Raw genomic sequence first — 13,941 nt, 5'->3', positions numbered from 1 at the left:
ACTGGCGCTCCTCCGGGGTGCTGCGGGTTGGGCAGGATCGAGGTGTCGGTGACCATCGGCATTGGGCACCGGCAGCATCTTGATGCTCCCGAGCCGGCCCATGCCTCGGGCCAGGCCTTCCAGTCCCTCGCTCCTGCGGGCCTCACCAGACGTCGTCCGCTCGCTGAACTGGAACGCCACGCACGGCAGTGCGCCCGCCGCCTCCGTCAGGGCGAGGAAACGTCTGATCCAAAGGATCTCTATCGAGGAGGAACGCTGGGCATGCCCAAGACCGTTCTCGCGTTCGCCGCAGCAACCCTGGCCCTCACGAGCCTGGGAGTCGCGGCTCCTGCCGCTGCCCAGCCACCACCATGGGCCCCGGCCCATGGACGGCGGGCAAAGGAGCGTGCTGTTTACGACAGTCGCGGTGGCTACATACAACCCCGCCGCATCACGCGTGACAGCTACCTCTGGCGGGGGTCCAATGGCCGGTATTACTGCAAGCGCGACAATGGCACGACCGGCCTGGTCATCGGCGCAGGCGTCGGTGCGCTGGCGGGCTACGGGATTGCCGGCAGCGGCGACCGGACCCTCGGCGCGATCCTCGGTGGCACCGCCGGCGCCCTCATCGGCCGCGAGATCGATCGCGGCAGCCTGAGTTGCCGCTGATACGGCCCTGGGTTGGCTAAGCAGGAAGAGGTGAGGTTGGGGTTGGTGGCTCGCCGCTCAACCCTGGCGGCCTCACCCAGTTCTGTCGATGCCGATGCCGATGCCGATGCCAGCGCCTGTGGCCTGCGGTTGCGGTACTCCAACTCGGCTCTCAATGCCATGGCCCGCCTCTTCTCCTCCCTTGCCGCCACCACCCTGGCCGCCCTCGGCCTCCAGGGCTGTGTGATCGTGACGGCGCCCCAGACCAGCTCTCCGCCGCCCCCCTGGCGCCAGCCCCAGAGCAGCTCCACCCCAGTGGTGGCGTCCCGTCCCCCGGGCCGTTGCGGTGGTGATCCGCAGACCCCCGAGCAGATCTTCGCAGTGGCCCGCGATGGCGTGGCGGTGGTGTCCAGTGGCAGCGGTCAGGGCAGTGCCTTCGTGGTGCGCCAGGAGGCCGGCCGCACCCTGCTGCTCACCAATGCCCACGTGGTGGCGGGTGCCTCAGAGGTGTAGCTGCGCTGGCGTGACGGCCGCTCCCAGGTGGCCGAGGTGGTGGCCGATGCCGGTGGCGATGCGCCGGCCACTGATCTGGCCCTGCTGGCGGTGAGCGGCAGCCAGGGAACCCCGTTGCAGCTGGCCAGCACGGCCCCCTCGGTGGGGCAGAGCGTGGTGGCGATCGGTGCCCCCAAGGGCCTGGCGTTCAGTCTCAGCAGGGGTGTGGTGAGCCAGCTGCGCGACGGTGGCGAGATCGTGCAGACCGATGCAGCCCTCAACGGCGGCAACTCCGGCGGGCCCCTGTTGGATGACCGGGGCTGCGTGGTGGGGATCGCCACCTTCATCCTGCGGGATTCCCAGGGCCTGAACTTCGCCGTGTCGAACCAGGTGATCCGGCCCTTCCTCAATGCCCCCCTGATCGCCCGCGCCCCCGCCCCCGCCCCCGCCCCCGCCCCGGCCGTGGGCGGGGCGGGCGAGCTGGCCAGCGCCAGCTGTTTCTTCCGCAGCTTCAAGCAGAGCCAGGGTGAAGAGATCGGCTGCAGCGTCCATGCCCGGCTCAACGCCAATGGCCACACCGTGTATGACGTGGCCTGGGCCGACGGCTACCGCAGCTCCTATGTGTTCTGGAGCGATGGCGCCGTGGAGATCCTGGCCAAGGGCAGCAGCGGTGAGCCCGAGCTGCACCGCGGCCGCTACCGGCCCCACCGCCGGGGTGTAGAGATCTCCAGCAACGAGGGCAGCATCACGGTTCTGCCCGCTGCCGATCCCGTTGTGAACTGAATCCCCATGCCCGAGCTTCCATCCACCACCACCTTCCCGGCCGAACCCGATCAGCTCGAGCGCGAGGAGCTGGAAACGGTGTATCTGGAGCTGCGCAGCAGCTACCGCTCGCTGATGATCAGCCGCGGCGTGTACCGCGGCCAGGCCCAGCGCGGCCGCGAGGCGATGACGACCCTGGAGCAGAGACTGTGGGCGATCGCCGCGCGGGAGGCCTCGGTGCGCCGTGAGGCCTACGAAATGCTGGAGATCGTGACCACGGTGATCGGCGATCTGGAGGATGCCGGCGATGACCTCACCAACGAATTCGCCTTGTATCAGAAGGGCCGCACCACCTATGCCGGCGGCGGTTTCCTCGGCCGCCTGATCCGGGCCGTGATCAGCTTCATCGGCCGCTGGACCAAGACCAAACAGAACCTCGACACCCTGCTGGAGAAGCAGCAGACGATGCGGCAGCAACTGGATCAGGGCAGCTCCATCCCAACGGAGGCGGAGGGGACGGTGGCGGATGGGAAGGAGGCGGATGGGAAGGATCGCTGACACCCTCCGCCAGAACCTGCGCACCGTCGCCCAGTCGGATGCCCGCAGCCTGCGGGCCCTCGATGCCGAACTCCAGGCTGCGTCGCTCCACAGCCTCACCAACAAACAGTTGCAGCAGCGCTGCAAGGCCCTGGGGCTGCGCGGCTATTCCCGCGCCACCAAGGATGAGCTGGTGGCATTGCTCTCCGGTACCGCCCGGTCCGAGGCCATCCCGCCAGCGCCAGCGCCAGCACAAGCGCCCGCGGCAGGCCAGGACCTTGCCAGCCTCCATGCGCGGCTGGAGCGGCTCGAGGCCCTGCTGGAAGCGGTGGCCCGCCGGGTGGGTCTGGAGGAGGGCGAGTTGCGGGCTCTGCGTCAGGCAGGTCCGCAACCCCCGTCCGGCCCATAGGTTGAGGGCTCCGTCCCCCCAGCCGCCTCGGGCTGCCGGTCTGATGCCTGCTCTCCTCCAACCCCGTTCGCTGGCCCTGCTGCTGGGCGGGGCCGTTCTGGGCGTGCTGCTCAACCACCTGCTGGCGGCAGCCGGGCTGGTGGCGGCCAGCACCTGCCTGCCCGTACGGGCCGTCCTCTGGCCGCTCGCGGCGGTGGGCATCGCCGCCCTGCTGGCCCAGGCGGTGGTGCTGGTGGCACGGCTGGGCATCCGGGTGGAGATCTTCACCCGCACCCCGGTGGAGGTGGCCACTCCACGGCGGCCCCTTCAGGCTGAGGTGACGCGGGTGCGGCTTTGAGTCGGGGGCAGAGGCCCGAGCGGGGATCGGAGCTCGCCGAGCTTGGTCTGGCGATCAGGGCTCCAGCAGGAAGACAGTCGTCGGGAGATTCATCCGCTGAGGCTCTAGCTCCCCTTCGTATCCCGTGAGCGCCGGAACTGCCATGGCCGGTCGATGCCCCCGGGCACCTGCCAGACGCCGCGCCGCCGCCGCCGTGCCCTGGCTTCGGCCGCCAGGTAGGCCGCGGCATCGCACTGGTCCACATGGCGCCGGGACACGAACGCTTCGCCGTCCTCCACCAGCGCCAACCCCAGGTTGATCGCGCCGATCACCTCGGCCACCACGCGCCCATTGTGGTCGCTGCTTTTCACCAGCAACCGCACCGGAGTGCCGATCGCCAATCGCTTGCGCAGGTATGCCCGGGCCTGGGCTCCATTCGGCCGCTGGGCCAGTTCGGGAGCGTCGATGCACGCCAGCCGCACCGTGAGGCTGCTGCCGTTGCGGCGCACGCGCAGGGTGTCTCCATCGCCGATCGAGAGCACCGTGGCCATCACCGGGCGGGGCTTTGCCTGGCGGCTCTCGGCCGTGGCGCAGCCGGGCGCCGCGAGCCCCAGCACCAGCGCCATGTGCAGCACAAGGACCCTGGGCATGGCCGCACTCCCCCACCAGACTTCTGCTTCAGCATCCGATGGCGCCCCCTCTGACCCATGCCCACCATCGAATCGGTTGAGCTGCTGCTGCTGGTGGCCGCGGTGGTGGCCATGGTGGCCCGTCGGTTGCGGCTGCCCTACAGCGTGGGCCTGGTGCTGGGAGGCATCGCCCTGGCCTGGCTGCCCTTCGGGCCCGGCATCGCCCTCACCCGGGAGCTGATCTTCAACGCCTTTTTGCCGCCCCTCATCTTCGAGGCCGCCCTCTACATCGCCTGGCCCTCCCTGCGCCGCGACCTGCCGGTGGTGCTCACCCTGGCCACCGCCGGTGTGGTGCTCTCCGCCGGAGTCACCACGGTGGGGATGCACGTGCTGGCCCACTGGAGCTGGCCGGCGGCCCTGCTGTTCGGCGTGCTGATCTCGGCCACCGATCCGGTGTCGGTGATCGCCACCTTCAAGGAGGCGGGGGTGCATGGCCGGCTGCGGGAGCTGGTGGAAGCGGAGAGCCTGCTCAACGACAGCACCGCCGCCGTGGCCTTCGGCATCGCCATCGCCTTCGCCACCGGCGCTCCGATCACGCCGATGGGCACGCTCCAGGTGCTGGCCGTCACGGTGGCGGGCGGCGTGGCCTGCGGCGCCCTGGTGGCCGCGGCCCTGCTGGCCCTGGCCGGCCGCACCGAAGACCCGCTGGTGGAGATCACCTTCACCACCGTGGCCGCCTACGGCTCCTTCCTGCTGGCGGAGCACCTCGGCGTGTCGGGGGTGCTCGCCACCCTCACCGCCGGCATCCTGCTGGGCAACATCGGCCCCCTGGGCGCCATCTCGCCGCAGGGGCGCGAGGCCGTGCAGTCGTTCTGGGACTACGCCGCCTTCGTGGTGAATTCCCTGATCTTCCTGCTGATGGGGATGCTCGAGGCCCACCAGAGCTTCAACCGGGTGCTGCTGCCGATCGGCATCGCCATCGCCCTGGTGATCGCCGGACGAGCCCTCTCCACGTATCTGTGCTGCGCCCTGTTCCGGTTTTCAGCGTTGCGGGTGAAGGCCAGTCACCAGCACGTGCTGGTGTGGGGCGGTCTGCGCGGTGCCCTGGCCCTGGCGTTGGCTCTGGGCCTCCCCACCAGCCTCCCCTACCGCGATGCGGTGGTCACCGTGGCCTTCGCCGTGGTGGCCTTCTCGGTGATCGTGCAGGGGCTCTCGATCACGCCGGTGATGCGTGCCCTCGGGGAGATCGGGCCGGGGATCGGAGAGCAGCTCCCTTCGGCATCCTGAGGGTCGACATCCTGAGGGCAATGAAGCGGCAGGCACCATGGCGCGCTCTCGATCACGGCTCGCGTTGCTGTGGGCCATGCTGTTGGGCCTTCTGCTCACCCTCATCCCTGCAGGGGGCCTGACGCAGCCCCGCCCGGACCCCGGTGAACTCCAGGTGTTCGTACGCGAGGGTTGCCCCCATTGCGCCGCGGCGGAGGCGTTTCTCGCCGAACTGGCCCAGCAACGTCCGGACGTCCGGGTGCGCCTGCGGCGGTTGGAAGCGGATCCCACCGCCCTGGAGGATCTGATCGCCCAGTCCCGGCAGGCCGGCGTTCAGGTGCCCGGGGTGCCCACCTTCTTGCTGGTCAGCGGGCTCGTGGACGAGGCCTTCATGGCCGCCTGGCTCATCATGTTCCTGCTGCCGGGGGTGGTGAAACTCAGCGGGTTCTGGCGCAGCGGCCCGGGTGGCTGATGTGAGCCCTGCGCCAGGACGGGCCCATCCGTCAGGCTGTTGTGATCACGCCCTGCTTGTTTCGATCCATGCGTCCACCGTTTCTGGGGCGGGCCCTGCTGGCCTGCCTGACCCCCCTGCTCCTGCTGCTGGGCCTGGCCTCACCAGCCTGGGCCACCTACACCCTGCCGCCTTTGCCCTATCCCGCCGAGGCCCTGGAGCCGGTGATCGACGCCCCCACCATGACCATCCACCACGACCGCCATCACGGTGGCTACGTGGCCAAGTTGAACGCTCAGATCGAAGCGAATCCGGCCCTCGAGGGCCTCAGCCTGGAGGCGCTGCAGGGCCAGATCTCGCGCTTTCCCGAGGCGGTGCGCAACAACGGCGGCGGCCACTGGAACCACAGCCAGTTCTGGGCCGTGATGGCGCCGGAGGGCCAGGGCGGTGAGCCCTCGGCCGAGCTGCTGACGGCCATTGATGCCAGCTTCGGATCGCTGGGGGCGATGCATGAGCAGTTCAACCAGGCGGGGGCCGGCCGCTTCGGTTCGGGCTGGGCCTGGCTGATCCGCCGGCCCGACGGCCGCCTGGCGGTCACCAGCACCCCCAATCAGGACAACCCGCTGATGGATCTGCCCGGCATCGAGCGGGGCACACCGCTGCTGGGGCTGGATGTGTGGGAGCACGCCTATTACCTCAACTATCAGAACCGCCGGCCCGATTACATCCAGGCCTGGTGGTCACGGGTGAACTGGAAGGAGGTGAATCGGCGCTACGGCGAAGCTGGATCCAGCTCCGTGATCTGAGCTGCTGAACCAGCTGACTGGTTCCGATCCATGGCGTTGAGGAGCGGTGCATGGATCGTTGCCACGCGAAGAAGGATTCAACCAGAAGACTCGTTAGATGAAGCTACCCAGTCCGGCAGCAGTGACGTTGAATGTGCCGGACTTCAAAGCAAAAGAACCTCTACTGCTCCCGCCAATGATCTCGAAACCACGGATGTTCATGGTTTGGCCCGAGCTGGTGATGGTGCCTGCTGCTCTGTTGACAGCGTAGCTTCCCTGTCCAAGGAAGATCTTGTCATTCTTGCCACCTCCGCCTTCAAAGAAGCCTGTTCCGAATCCCAGGAGTCTGTCGTTGTCCTGACCCAGCCGTGTTCTGCCCGTACCTGCGAACCCACCTTGCAGCGCATTCACAACATCCTTCCCCTTCCCAGTGTCGATCAAGGCGTCGTTGTGGACTCCTGAGGAGCCTGCGGTGCCAATGCCCGTGATCCGGTCATTCCCCCGGGCCGTCTTGATCTGGGAGCTGCTGGTGATGAGAATGCCAGCATTGTCGTCTGGATTTCCGTTGCCAGTGGAGTTGCCGGTGATCTGATCACGGCCATTACCAGTCTGGATCTGTGCACCATCCTTCAGCAGAATTCCAACGGATTCCCCTGAGCTCCTTGGATCGCTTGTCCCGAGGATCCGGTCGTTGCCGATTCCCGTCAACACTCTGGCGTTGCGGCTGATCTGAAGGCCAAAGGACCAACCCTGCCCCTGGATCCGATCGCTTCCAGCGCCCGTGTTGATCACGGAGAAATCTGAGTTCTGAATGCCAGTTGCAATGCTGACTCCCTTGAGGATGTCAATACCACTTCCGGTATTGATCACGGAGCCATTGACGTTGACAATTCCAGGCGTTCCACTGGCCGGGGAACCCAGGCCCTGGATGCGGTCTTTCCCAGCCCCTGTGAGGATCTCGCCACCATTCCCATTCCAGAGGCCCGCACGATTGTCGCCGTTCCCGAGTCCTCGAACGAGGTCTTCCCCTTGGCCGGTCTTGATGCGACCGCTGTTGAGGAGCCCCGTTGCCAAGGTGCCTCCTGTGGCCTTGATGCGGTCGTTCCCTCTTCCCGTGAGAATCAAGCCGAAGTTGGTGATGCCCACCAAGCCTGAGGCGTCTCCTTGTGCAACGATCTTGTCATTGCCGGCCCGTGTCGTGACCCGGTCTGCGGTTGGCACTAGCCATCCGATGATTGATCGGGCTGTATCGGCCTGGGAGGTGAACCCGACTGTCGAAAGCAGCTCCAAGGATGGAATCACGCTCTTGAAGGCTATTTCCGCTCATTCTATCGCCCTGAGGTTGAAACGATCGCTCAACGCGCTGACGTTTCAGTTTCTTGCTCGATGGCTGAATGCTGACAATCAGGCCCCAGGTCTTGCAAGTTGTTGACTCACTGTTGCCGCTGCCCTGCTGAGAATTCGGCATGGAGCCTCGTTGACAAGATTCAGGGTGAGGGTGATCCTCCTGGGGCATGATCCTTGTTCTCACGACCTGTTCAGGGGCTTCACCTGCGTACCTCCGATGTTATCTGCTCTGATTTCGCAGCGGAGTTGAACATCACCAGTTCAACATGACCAGTTGAACATCACCAAGTGACAGCTGCTGATTGGGCATGAATCCCTTTGCTGGTCGTGAGTGTTGCCTGTTGCCTTCGCCATGGCCCTGATGTTCTCCGCTGTTCCTCCTTCAAGGGGTCTGCCATGGCTGGGAAGGCGGCACCATCGCTGGAATGGCCTGGTTGGTGGTCATCCAGGTGGAGTGCCAGCTTCCTTCCCCCTCTCATGATCTGAGGCGCTGATCTGCAGTTCGGGGTACCCCGTGGCCGGATCCAGCTCCCTGCTGAATTGCCATCCAGGCAGGAGACCCACCACCAGCTCGGCGGTGGTGTGCACCAGCGAACCCCGGCCCAGATGCCCCCCGATCACCCGTCCGGTGCCGTCGGCCACGGTGATGTGCAGATGGACGCCATCTGGGGACAGCGTGCCGGCGAGGCTCAGAATCTCCAGATCTGCGCGGATCCTGCTGACGTCATCCGCTGCCGCAAAGCGCAACTGTGCCTGAGACAGGCTGCCGACGGCGCTGATCACACAGCCGGCCTGCTCCGGCTGCAGGGCCATCCAGCTCTCGAGCGCCTGGCGCAGGTCATCCCCCGGCGAAAGCCGCAGCGGCACCACTCTCATGGCCCTGCCTCCTCCACCAGATGTTGCACCATCACCAGGGCATCCACATCGCCGGCATTGGCCACATGGGCTCCGAGGTAGAGGGAACTGGGCCTCAGGTCGCGGGTGCCCACGATCCCATCGAGACCATCCTCCGCCACCATCACGGCCCGGCTCTGTTCCACCCGCGGGACCCGTACCTCCTGTTCGGTGATCTCCGGGTCATGGGGGACGGTTTCACTGGGCCTGGCTCGTAGGGGCGGATCAGCAGCGGTGGTTGGGGAGGGGTCAGCAGGGGAGTCCCTGGACTGCACTGTGCCGCGCCAGCAGCCGCTTCAAAGGGCTCAAGGGAGAGAGAGTTCAGGCCTCCGTCAGGACCCGACGGAGAGACATTGGCTTGTCGCTGGCGGCAACCCGAACACGCTCTGCCCATCTCGATGTTAATATAGGTAACAGTTGATTTCTAATGTTTGAATTGCACCGACAGCTCGACGCTTTATCCGATGGTTCTGGCCACACATGGGAGTGGCTTCTTTGGGTCCTTGGCTGCTTGATGATTGGCTTCCTTCTGGCGAACGATGGTTCCCTGCCACGAAGGGAGTCTCTGCAGCCCAGCCCTGACCCAATGCAACGTTTGCAGACCAGCTGAATCATTCGGCCGCGAGTTGTCGCCGCCCTGAAGTGACCCGCGATCCTTGCGGTTCACTCGAGGGGATGCTCTGAGCAGGGCATCCAGAGCGACCCCATGGCGTGCGCACCGCTGCAGCCCAGTTTTCTGGCTTCCTCCAGAGCTCGCTGGCGGCTTGGATAGGCCATCAGCTGCGGTGGACTGGGTGCCTGCGAGCCATGGTGATGCTGGTGCAGGGCACTGGGTGGTGCCCCCAGGCGCCGGGGCCCCATCCCGTCGGCACCCGTCCACCAGACCCCCATCACCGTCACGCCCGTCACCAGCACGCCCATCCCCACCACGCAGGCGTTGATCACGCCCATCCCCACCACGCCAAGGCTGATCACCCCCATCGGCACGACGCCGATGCTCACCACCCCCATCGGCACGATGCCGATCGAGATGATGCCCAGGGGCGCCACACCGAAGGCGATCCGCTTGGGCTTCTCGCCGCACTGAGCCATGGAGCTGCTTGGCCTCAGTGGGCGTGGGTGGTGCCGTTGGGGGTCCCGTGCTGGGCACAGGGCATCCACTGGTTCCCCATCCGGTGGGCGCCGGTGCAGTTGAAGTGCAGCCTGGCGGCCTGTTCCGCCTCTGCCTGGGTTGGGTAGAGGGCCGGCACACCGGCAGGCCCGGCGGCTGGCGCGGCCAGGCCGGAGCCTGCGAGCAGAAGGTTGGCGCCCAGGGCGGCGGATGCCTGGACTCCCCATGGCCAGTAACGGTGCGGCATCGAACGGGTTGGGACCCCAGGGGATTCAGAGGCCTACACCCTAGGGCAACTCTCCAGTCAGTCGCACTGACAGGAGAGTCAGGCGGGACGTTGAGCAGCCGTTGCCGGACTTCCAACCATGCCTAGAGTGGAAAAGATTCCACTCAGTGGAGGGTTCCTGTGGTGGCGCCCCCAGCAACGCTGTCGACAGCACCGGCCCCTGGATTCCGCATTGGTGAGGCGGCCAGGCGTACGGGCCTCTCCGTGAAGACGATTCGCTTCTACTGCGACCAGGGACTGCTCCAGCCCATGGCGCGTTCGGAGTCGGGCTACCGACTCTTCGATGCAGACAACCTCGCGGAGCTCACGATCATTCGGGCCCTCCGCGCGATGGATGTGACCATCCCAGAGCTCATCAGAATTCTGGAGGTGCGTCGATCCGGCCTCTGCAATTGCTCGGTTCTGAAAGACAGCATCGCGGCCAAGATGGCATCGATTGACCAGCGGATCTCCGAGCTCAGTGCGATGAAGGCGGAGCTGGCTCGTCTGCTGGACAGCTGGCAGGACTGTGGGGGCGCCAGGCCACAACCCTGATCGCCTTAGCCGTCCTACAGCGATTGCCTGATCGCGACCCCATTCATCGTGGTGTTACCCCGGTGTGGCTGCTTCTGGCTGGAAGGGTTCTTGGGCTGAAGCTTCTTCGCTGACACCTGTGGTTAGCACGTCCGGCAGGCCCAGGCGTTCTCCCTCTTGGGGATCTGGAGCACTGTGCAGCATCCGGCCAGACTGCTCCGGGGACTGCGCCATGAAGCGAACCAGGTGCACAGCGGAGCAGACCATCCCCAGGCGCTAGGCGAATGCTTCTGCAAAACAGTAGAAGTTTCTGGCCGAGGCTGAGCTGGAGAAGGCGAAGCTCTTGCCGCAGGATTCTGCGCAGCAGGTGGAGCGGGCCGAGGGAAACTTCTGAGCATGGAGCGGTGATGCAGCGCTGTCGAGGCTTGCGACGTGATGACTACCGCTTCTCAGATCGCTGCTCGGCACCTCCGATTGCCTGCTCGGAACCGGGGTGAAGCTCGTCAGAACACCGAGCAGCCAGGGCATGACGTGGATAAGCGGATCAACCCCAACATGTGGTCTCTCTGAAGAGGTCAACAGTTGGGGGTGAAAGCTTCATCAACCTGGTCGAATCATGGCTAACCAGGCCTATGGGAAGATGCCGCCACTCCTCAGGCAGTGGCGGCATCCGCGATATTCAGCTCACATCATCAGCCATTTTCCCGGCGGCATCACTCACGTTCTTGCCGGCGGACTTGGCTGCATCCTTGACATCCTCAGCGAGGTTCATCGCTGAGGCCTGAACCTGCTTGGCCTTGCCCTTGATCTGATGACCGGTGTCACCTGTCAGTTCTCCGTAGGCCGATTCCAGCCTGCCTTCTGCATTTTTGGCTGTGGCGTCTAATTTGTTTGACATGGTTAAAAGTGTGATGGGTTGAGGCTGTTGACTCGCCGCCAGGGCCGTGCCGGCCAAGGGGATGGTGATTGTGATCATCACCACCGCAACTGCCATGAGCCAGGCGGTAATATCTTTCAGGCGTAGGTTCACAGAGGTCCTCGGTGATTTCTTCCACTTAACTCTAGCCATGTCTGCTCAAGGGGGGTCAGACTGGTGTGACGATGTCTTGAGGTCACACCGATCAGGCCCTCGACTTGTGTTGCAGCCTGGGTATTCGACGACATCACGATTGTTGAAGCCATCATTCCTCCTTCCGGCTCCAGAGACCAGCCGATGCTGTCCACGACGTGCGGCTGAAGGCCCCGTGGACTGGGATCACGAGCTGCACCGCGTTTGCCATTGCCGTTACTGCTGAGCGGCTGGTAGAGGCCAATGGATTCCGGTGTGCAGTTCCGAAACACCGAGGAAGGCCCGCTCCTCACCATCGGCACGAATCTCGCCGTCGCCGTCCTGATCGGCACCGCCTCAGATCGGGCTGAGCTTGGCCTTGCTGTGACTGAATCGGGGCGACAGGATTCGAACCTGCGACCTAGTGCTCCCAAAGCACCCGCGCTACCAAGCTGCGCCACGCCCCGATGGGCGGATCATAGGGGTCAGCGGCTGGGCCTCCAGAGCGTGCAGGCCGCCACCACCCTGCCGTGGCGCTCGCCCACCAGGCAGGCGGCGTAGCGGTTGGCGGGTCGTTCCAGAAGGATGCTGCGGTGCAGGGGGGAGCGCAGCCATGTCGCCACGGTCCTGGCCGGATCCCAGCCGGCCGCGGGTGCTGGACAGGCCAGCACCTCACTGCTGGGCATGAGCGCGCCGGTGGCGGCCATGCTCTGTTGGAAGCGTTGCCAGAGCGGCAGGTCGTGGTCGCAGCGGCCGCCACTGAGCATCGGCTCGAGAAGCTGCTGCAGGTAACGCACGGCCTCGGCCTGAAGCGGTGGCGGCAGGCTCTGAAAGGGGCGCTGGCCGTGGGCCGTGCGCATCCGCTGCAGCGCTGCCTCCAGGCCGGCAGGTGCCGCTGCCTGTGCCTGGGTTGGAGCTGAATCTGGTGCCGGGGCTGGGGGCGAGCTCGGGCTGCAGGCATCGCCGCGGCCGTCGCCATCGGCGTCGAGCTGCCAGGGATCAGCCAGTTGTGGGCAGCGATCGCGGCCATCCGGAATGCCGTCCAGGTCGTGATCGTCCCGTTCCGCGGTCGGATAGCAGCCGTCGTCGCTGGAGCTGCCGCTGGCGCCGGCGCAGGGGCGGTAGGGCAGGCCGTCGAGCCGCTCCACCGGCAGCGGACTCGGCTGACCGAAGCGTGACCCGCGGCTCTGGCCGCTCCGGCCGCGATCAACCTGGCCGGAGCGCTCCAGCAGCTCCTTGAAGCGCAGCACGGCAACCCGATCGGCCTGGTCGCCAGTGCCCTGGTAGGGGATCAGATCAGACCCATAGGCCGTTCGGCGGTGTGTTCCGCCCAGCTCGCGGATCACGGCGTTCTCGTCGCGCACCGGCTCGCCTTCGAACTCGGGACGGGGATCTCCATGGCGCGATCCCCAGGCGCCCCAGTCGGGTGGATCGCGCAGATGGTCCAGCTCATGGGCCAGGATCCGGGTGAGCTGCCAGCGCGTCACCTCCCGGGCCAGCTCGGGATGGGCCTCGTCCGTGAAATGGCGGCCGGTGGCTTCGATGTCGCCCAGATCCAGCACCACCGACCCCGGCGTGGAGGAGGAGCGGGCTGGATGGGCGCTGCCCGGACCCACCGCCGGGTGATCACGCCAGACAAAGATCTCCAGCAGCGGCGGCAGCCCGTCGACGCCGCGGCCGTTGCGCTCGCGGCTGCAGGCCTCCGCCAGCTTGCTGCGCATGTCTGCCGAGCCTTGCAGGGCCTGCTCCAACGCACGCTTCACCGCCAGCACGTCGCGGCTGGCCTGGGCAGCCTCGTCCGCGTCCGCCATCCGGTAGCCAAGGGCCGGAATCACCAGGGTGCAGTCCGGTTGGCCATCGCCGTCGGTGTCGGCCTGAACCCGCGCCTTCGGTGGCAGGGTCTGCCCGAGGGCTGGAGCAGCTGCGGTGACCAGCGCGATCGCCACCGCCAGCGCACGGACGGCCACCACCGGCTCGACGTTCATGGCGTGGCCCCTCATGGCATCGCCCTCTCCAGCACCGCCCAGGTCGCGAAGCCGGGCGGCCCCTGCGCCGGACTGCCGGCCCATGGCGGCGGGAAGCGCAGGGCCTCGTTGCCCAGGCGCGTGTAGGCCACCCAGCGGAAGCGGGAAGCCGGCAGAAGCTCCACCCGCGTGAGGATCTCCAGCCGCTGCAGGTTGGCCTCAGCGGTGACGCGCACCGTGCCCACCGGGCTGGTCCAGCCCCGGCGGGCGTCACAGCGCGCCATCACCCGCGCAGTAGGCCTGATGTCCACAGCCTGCGCGCCATCACGCAGCGGCTCCGTCGGCTCCGGCTCGATCAGGAATCCCACCTCCAGCCCCTGGGCGGCCAGCGCGGCCGTGCAGGGCGGCAGGCCCGCCAGGCGCTGCCACAACCGCACCTCGCGGCCCCGCACCCGGCCGAACTCCAGCGCCGGTGTGTCGATACCGGCGGCCCGGGTCTGTGGG

19 protein-coding genes and 1 tRNA gene are annotated in these 13,941 nt (G+C 66.5%); 10 read left to right on the top strand and 10 right to left on the bottom strand.

The genetic code is table 11. The features are described from left to right. Window positions 1–27: 27 nt before the first annotated feature. The 6 genes from CPCC7001_RS15480 to CPCC7001_RS15745 are packed head-to-tail and all read left to right on the top strand — an operon-like array spanning window position 28 to window position 3,164. The gene (locus CPCC7001_RS15480; protein WP_006909170.1) at window positions 28–648 is read left to right on the top strand and encodes a glycine zipper 2TM domain-containing protein; all 621 of its coding nucleotides are present in this window, start codon (window positions 28–30) and stop codon (window positions 646–648) included. A gap of 45 nt (window positions 649–693) precedes the next feature. Further along, a complete protein-coding gene (locus tag CPCC7001_RS13970; protein ID WP_006909820.1) occupies window positions 694–1,140 on the top strand; it encodes a hypothetical protein in 447 nt (148 codons plus the stop codon). Further along, a complete protein-coding gene (locus CPCC7001_RS13965; RefSeq protein WP_083782573.1) occupies window positions 1,141–1,902 on the top strand; it encodes a S1C family serine protease in 762 nt (253 codons plus the stop codon). Window positions 1,903–1,908: 6 nt separating this feature from the next. Next, the gene (locus tag CPCC7001_RS04305) at window positions 1,909–2,439 is read left to right on the top strand and encodes a hypothetical protein (RefSeq protein ID WP_071778265.1); all 531 of its coding nucleotides are present in this window, start codon (window positions 1,909–1,911) and stop codon (window positions 2,437–2,439) included. After that, window positions 2,423–2,827 (top strand): hypothetical protein, encoded by a 405-nt coding sequence (locus tag CPCC7001_RS13960; RefSeq protein ID WP_006909587.1) that lies wholly within the window; start codon window positions 2,423–2,425, stop codon window positions 2,825–2,827. The genes CPCC7001_RS04305 and CPCC7001_RS13960 overlap by 17 nt, the downstream gene beginning before the upstream one ends. Before the next feature lie 43 nt (window positions 2,828–2,870). Next, window positions 2,871–3,164, top strand: coding sequence for a hypothetical protein (locus tag CPCC7001_RS15745; protein WP_006909665.1), 294 nt, complete (start codon window positions 2,871–2,873; stop codon window positions 3,162–3,164). Between the two features lie 104 nt (window positions 3,165–3,268). On the opposite strand, the gene CPCC7001_RS04290 is transcribed toward CPCC7001_RS15745, so the two are convergent. Further along, window positions 3,269–3,793: a thermonuclease family protein gene (locus CPCC7001_RS04290; RefSeq protein WP_225867168.1), complete on the bottom strand. Its 525-nt coding sequence runs from the start codon at window positions 3,791–3,793 to the stop codon at window positions 3,269–3,271. Between the two features lie 57 nt (window positions 3,794–3,850). Between CPCC7001_RS04290 and CPCC7001_RS04285 the strand changes: the two genes are divergently transcribed. The 3 genes from CPCC7001_RS04285 to CPCC7001_RS04275 all read left to right on the top strand — a co-directional run bounded on the left by CPCC7001_RS04285 (window position 3,851) and on the right by CPCC7001_RS04275 (window position 6,295). After that, complete coding sequence (locus CPCC7001_RS04285) at window positions 3,851–5,059, top strand: sodium:proton antiporter (RefSeq protein ID WP_006909341.1); 1,209 nt, start codon at window positions 3,851–3,853, stop codon at window positions 5,057–5,059. A gap of 76 nt (window positions 5,060–5,135) precedes the next feature. Beyond that, entirely contained in the window at window positions 5,136–5,510 is a 375-nt protein-coding gene (locus CPCC7001_RS04280; RefSeq protein ID WP_006910178.1) for a glutaredoxin domain-containing protein, read from the top strand. A gap of 68 nt (window positions 5,511–5,578) precedes the next feature. Continuing rightward, complete coding sequence (locus tag CPCC7001_RS04275) at window positions 5,579–6,295, top strand: superoxide dismutase (protein WP_050757063.1); 717 nt, start codon at window positions 5,579–5,581, stop codon at window positions 6,293–6,295. Between the two features lie 93 nt (window positions 6,296–6,388). On the opposite strand, the gene CPCC7001_RS14995 is transcribed toward CPCC7001_RS04275, so the two are convergent. From CPCC7001_RS14995 to CPCC7001_RS04260, 5 genes are all read right to left on the bottom strand, one after another. Further along, on the bottom strand, window positions 6,389–7,420 hold the full coding sequence (locus tag CPCC7001_RS14995) for a hypothetical protein (RefSeq protein WP_156796675.1): 1,032 nt from the start codon (window positions 7,418–7,420) through the stop codon (window positions 6,389–6,391). A 642-nt stretch (window positions 7,421–8,062) separates the two neighbouring features. Continuing rightward, on the bottom strand, window positions 8,063–8,497 hold the full coding sequence (locus CPCC7001_RS04270; protein ID WP_043368598.1) for a PPC domain-containing DNA-binding protein: 435 nt from the start codon (window positions 8,495–8,497) through the stop codon (window positions 8,063–8,065). Beyond that, complete coding sequence (locus CPCC7001_RS14990; protein WP_006911450.1) at window positions 8,494–8,661, bottom strand: hypothetical protein; 168 nt, start codon at window positions 8,659–8,661, stop codon at window positions 8,494–8,496. Before CPCC7001_RS14990 ends, CPCC7001_RS04270 begins: the two co-directional genes overlap by 4 nt. 517 nt (window positions 8,662–9,178) lie before the next feature. Then, window positions 9,179–9,607: a hypothetical protein gene (locus tag CPCC7001_RS04265; RefSeq protein WP_006911769.1), complete on the bottom strand. Its 429-nt coding sequence runs from the start codon at window positions 9,605–9,607 to the stop codon at window positions 9,179–9,181. A 14-nt stretch (window positions 9,608–9,621) separates the two neighbouring features. Next, the gene (locus tag CPCC7001_RS04260) at window positions 9,622–9,873 is read right to left on the bottom strand and encodes a DUF3721 domain-containing protein (RefSeq protein ID WP_083782572.1); all 252 of its coding nucleotides are present in this window, start codon (window positions 9,871–9,873) and stop codon (window positions 9,622–9,624) included. A 159-nt stretch (window positions 9,874–10,032) separates the two neighbouring features. Here CPCC7001_RS04260 and CPCC7001_RS04255 point away from each other — a divergent pair, with 159 nt between their 5' ends. Further along, on the top strand, window positions 10,033–10,446 hold the full coding sequence (locus tag CPCC7001_RS04255; RefSeq protein ID WP_369699342.1) for a MerR family transcriptional regulator: 414 nt from the start codon (window positions 10,033–10,035) through the stop codon (window positions 10,444–10,446). A gap of 658 nt (window positions 10,447–11,104) precedes the next feature. On the opposite strand, the gene CPCC7001_RS15740 is transcribed toward CPCC7001_RS04255, so the two are convergent. From CPCC7001_RS15740 to CPCC7001_RS04235, 4 genes are all read right to left on the bottom strand, one after another. After that, window positions 11,105–11,455, bottom strand: a complete 351-nt coding sequence (locus CPCC7001_RS15740) for a CsbD family protein (RefSeq protein ID WP_225867166.1) — start codon at window positions 11,453–11,455, stop codon at window positions 11,105–11,107. 411 nt (window positions 11,456–11,866) lie between these two features. Continuing rightward, window positions 11,867–11,940: transfer RNA gene (locus tag CPCC7001_RS04245), tRNA-Pro, on the bottom strand. Between the two features lie 18 nt (window positions 11,941–11,958). Next, window positions 11,959–13,473 carry a hypothetical protein gene (locus CPCC7001_RS04240; protein WP_225867165.1) on the bottom strand — a complete coding sequence of 505 codons (1,515 nt, stop codon included), beginning with the start codon at window positions 13,471–13,473 and terminating at the stop codon, window positions 11,959–11,961. Further along, window positions 13,470–13,941: hypothetical protein (locus CPCC7001_RS04235; protein ID WP_198006451.1), on the bottom strand; the 472-nt coding region annotated here is incomplete at its 5' end. The genes CPCC7001_RS04235 and CPCC7001_RS04240, both read right to left, overlap by 4 nt.

The sequence above is a fragment of the Cyanobium sp. PCC 7001 genome (assembly GCF_000155635.1).
GTDB lineage: Bacteria > Cyanobacteriota > Cyanobacteriia > PCC-6307 > Cyanobiaceae > NIES-981.
The sequence above is the reverse complement of the archived record's forward strand: the minus strand, read 5'-3'. Positions and strand labels throughout refer to the sequence as shown.

Excerpts from the sequence above, each read along its gene's own strand:
- CPCC7001_RS04305 (WP_071778265.1), top strand. The coding sequence starts at position 1,909 with ATGCCCGAGCTTCCATCCACCACCACCTTCCCGGCCGAACCCGATCAG.
- CPCC7001_RS13960 (WP_006909587.1), top strand. The coding sequence starts at position 2,423 with ATGGGAAGGATCGCTGACACCCTCCGCCAGAACCTGCGCACCGTCGCC.
- CPCC7001_RS15745 (WP_006909665.1), top strand. The coding sequence starts at position 2,871 with ATGCCTGCTCTCCTCCAACCCCGTTCGCTGGCCCTGCTGCTGGGCGGG.
- CPCC7001_RS04290 (WP_225867168.1), bottom strand. The coding sequence starts at position 3,793 with ATGCCCAGGGTCCTTGTGCTGCACATGGCGCTGGTGCTGGGGCTCGCG.
- CPCC7001_RS04285 (WP_006909341.1), top strand. The coding sequence starts at position 3,851 with ATGCCCACCATCGAATCGGTTGAGCTGCTGCTGCTGGTGGCCGCGGTG.
- CPCC7001_RS04280 (WP_006910178.1), top strand. The coding sequence starts at position 5,136 with ATGCTGTTGGGCCTTCTGCTCACCCTCATCCCTGCAGGGGGCCTGACG.
- CPCC7001_RS04275 (WP_050757063.1), top strand. The coding sequence starts at position 5,579 with ATGCGTCCACCGTTTCTGGGGCGGGCCCTGCTGGCCTGCCTGACCCCC.
- CPCC7001_RS04270 (WP_043368598.1), bottom strand. The coding sequence starts at position 8,497 with ATGAGAGTGGTGCCGCTGCGGCTTTCGCCGGGGGATGACCTGCGCCAG.
- CPCC7001_RS04265 (WP_006911769.1), bottom strand. The coding sequence starts at position 9,607 with ATGGCTCAGTGCGGCGAGAAGCCCAAGCGGATCGCCTTCGGTGTGGCG.
- CPCC7001_RS04260 (WP_083782572.1), bottom strand. The coding sequence starts at position 9,873 with ATGCCGCACCGTTACTGGCCATGGGGAGTCCAGGCATCCGCCGCCCTG.
- CPCC7001_RS04240 (WP_225867165.1), bottom strand. The coding sequence starts at position 13,473 with ATGAGGGGCCACGCCATGAACGTCGAGCCGGTGGTGGCCGTCCGTGCG.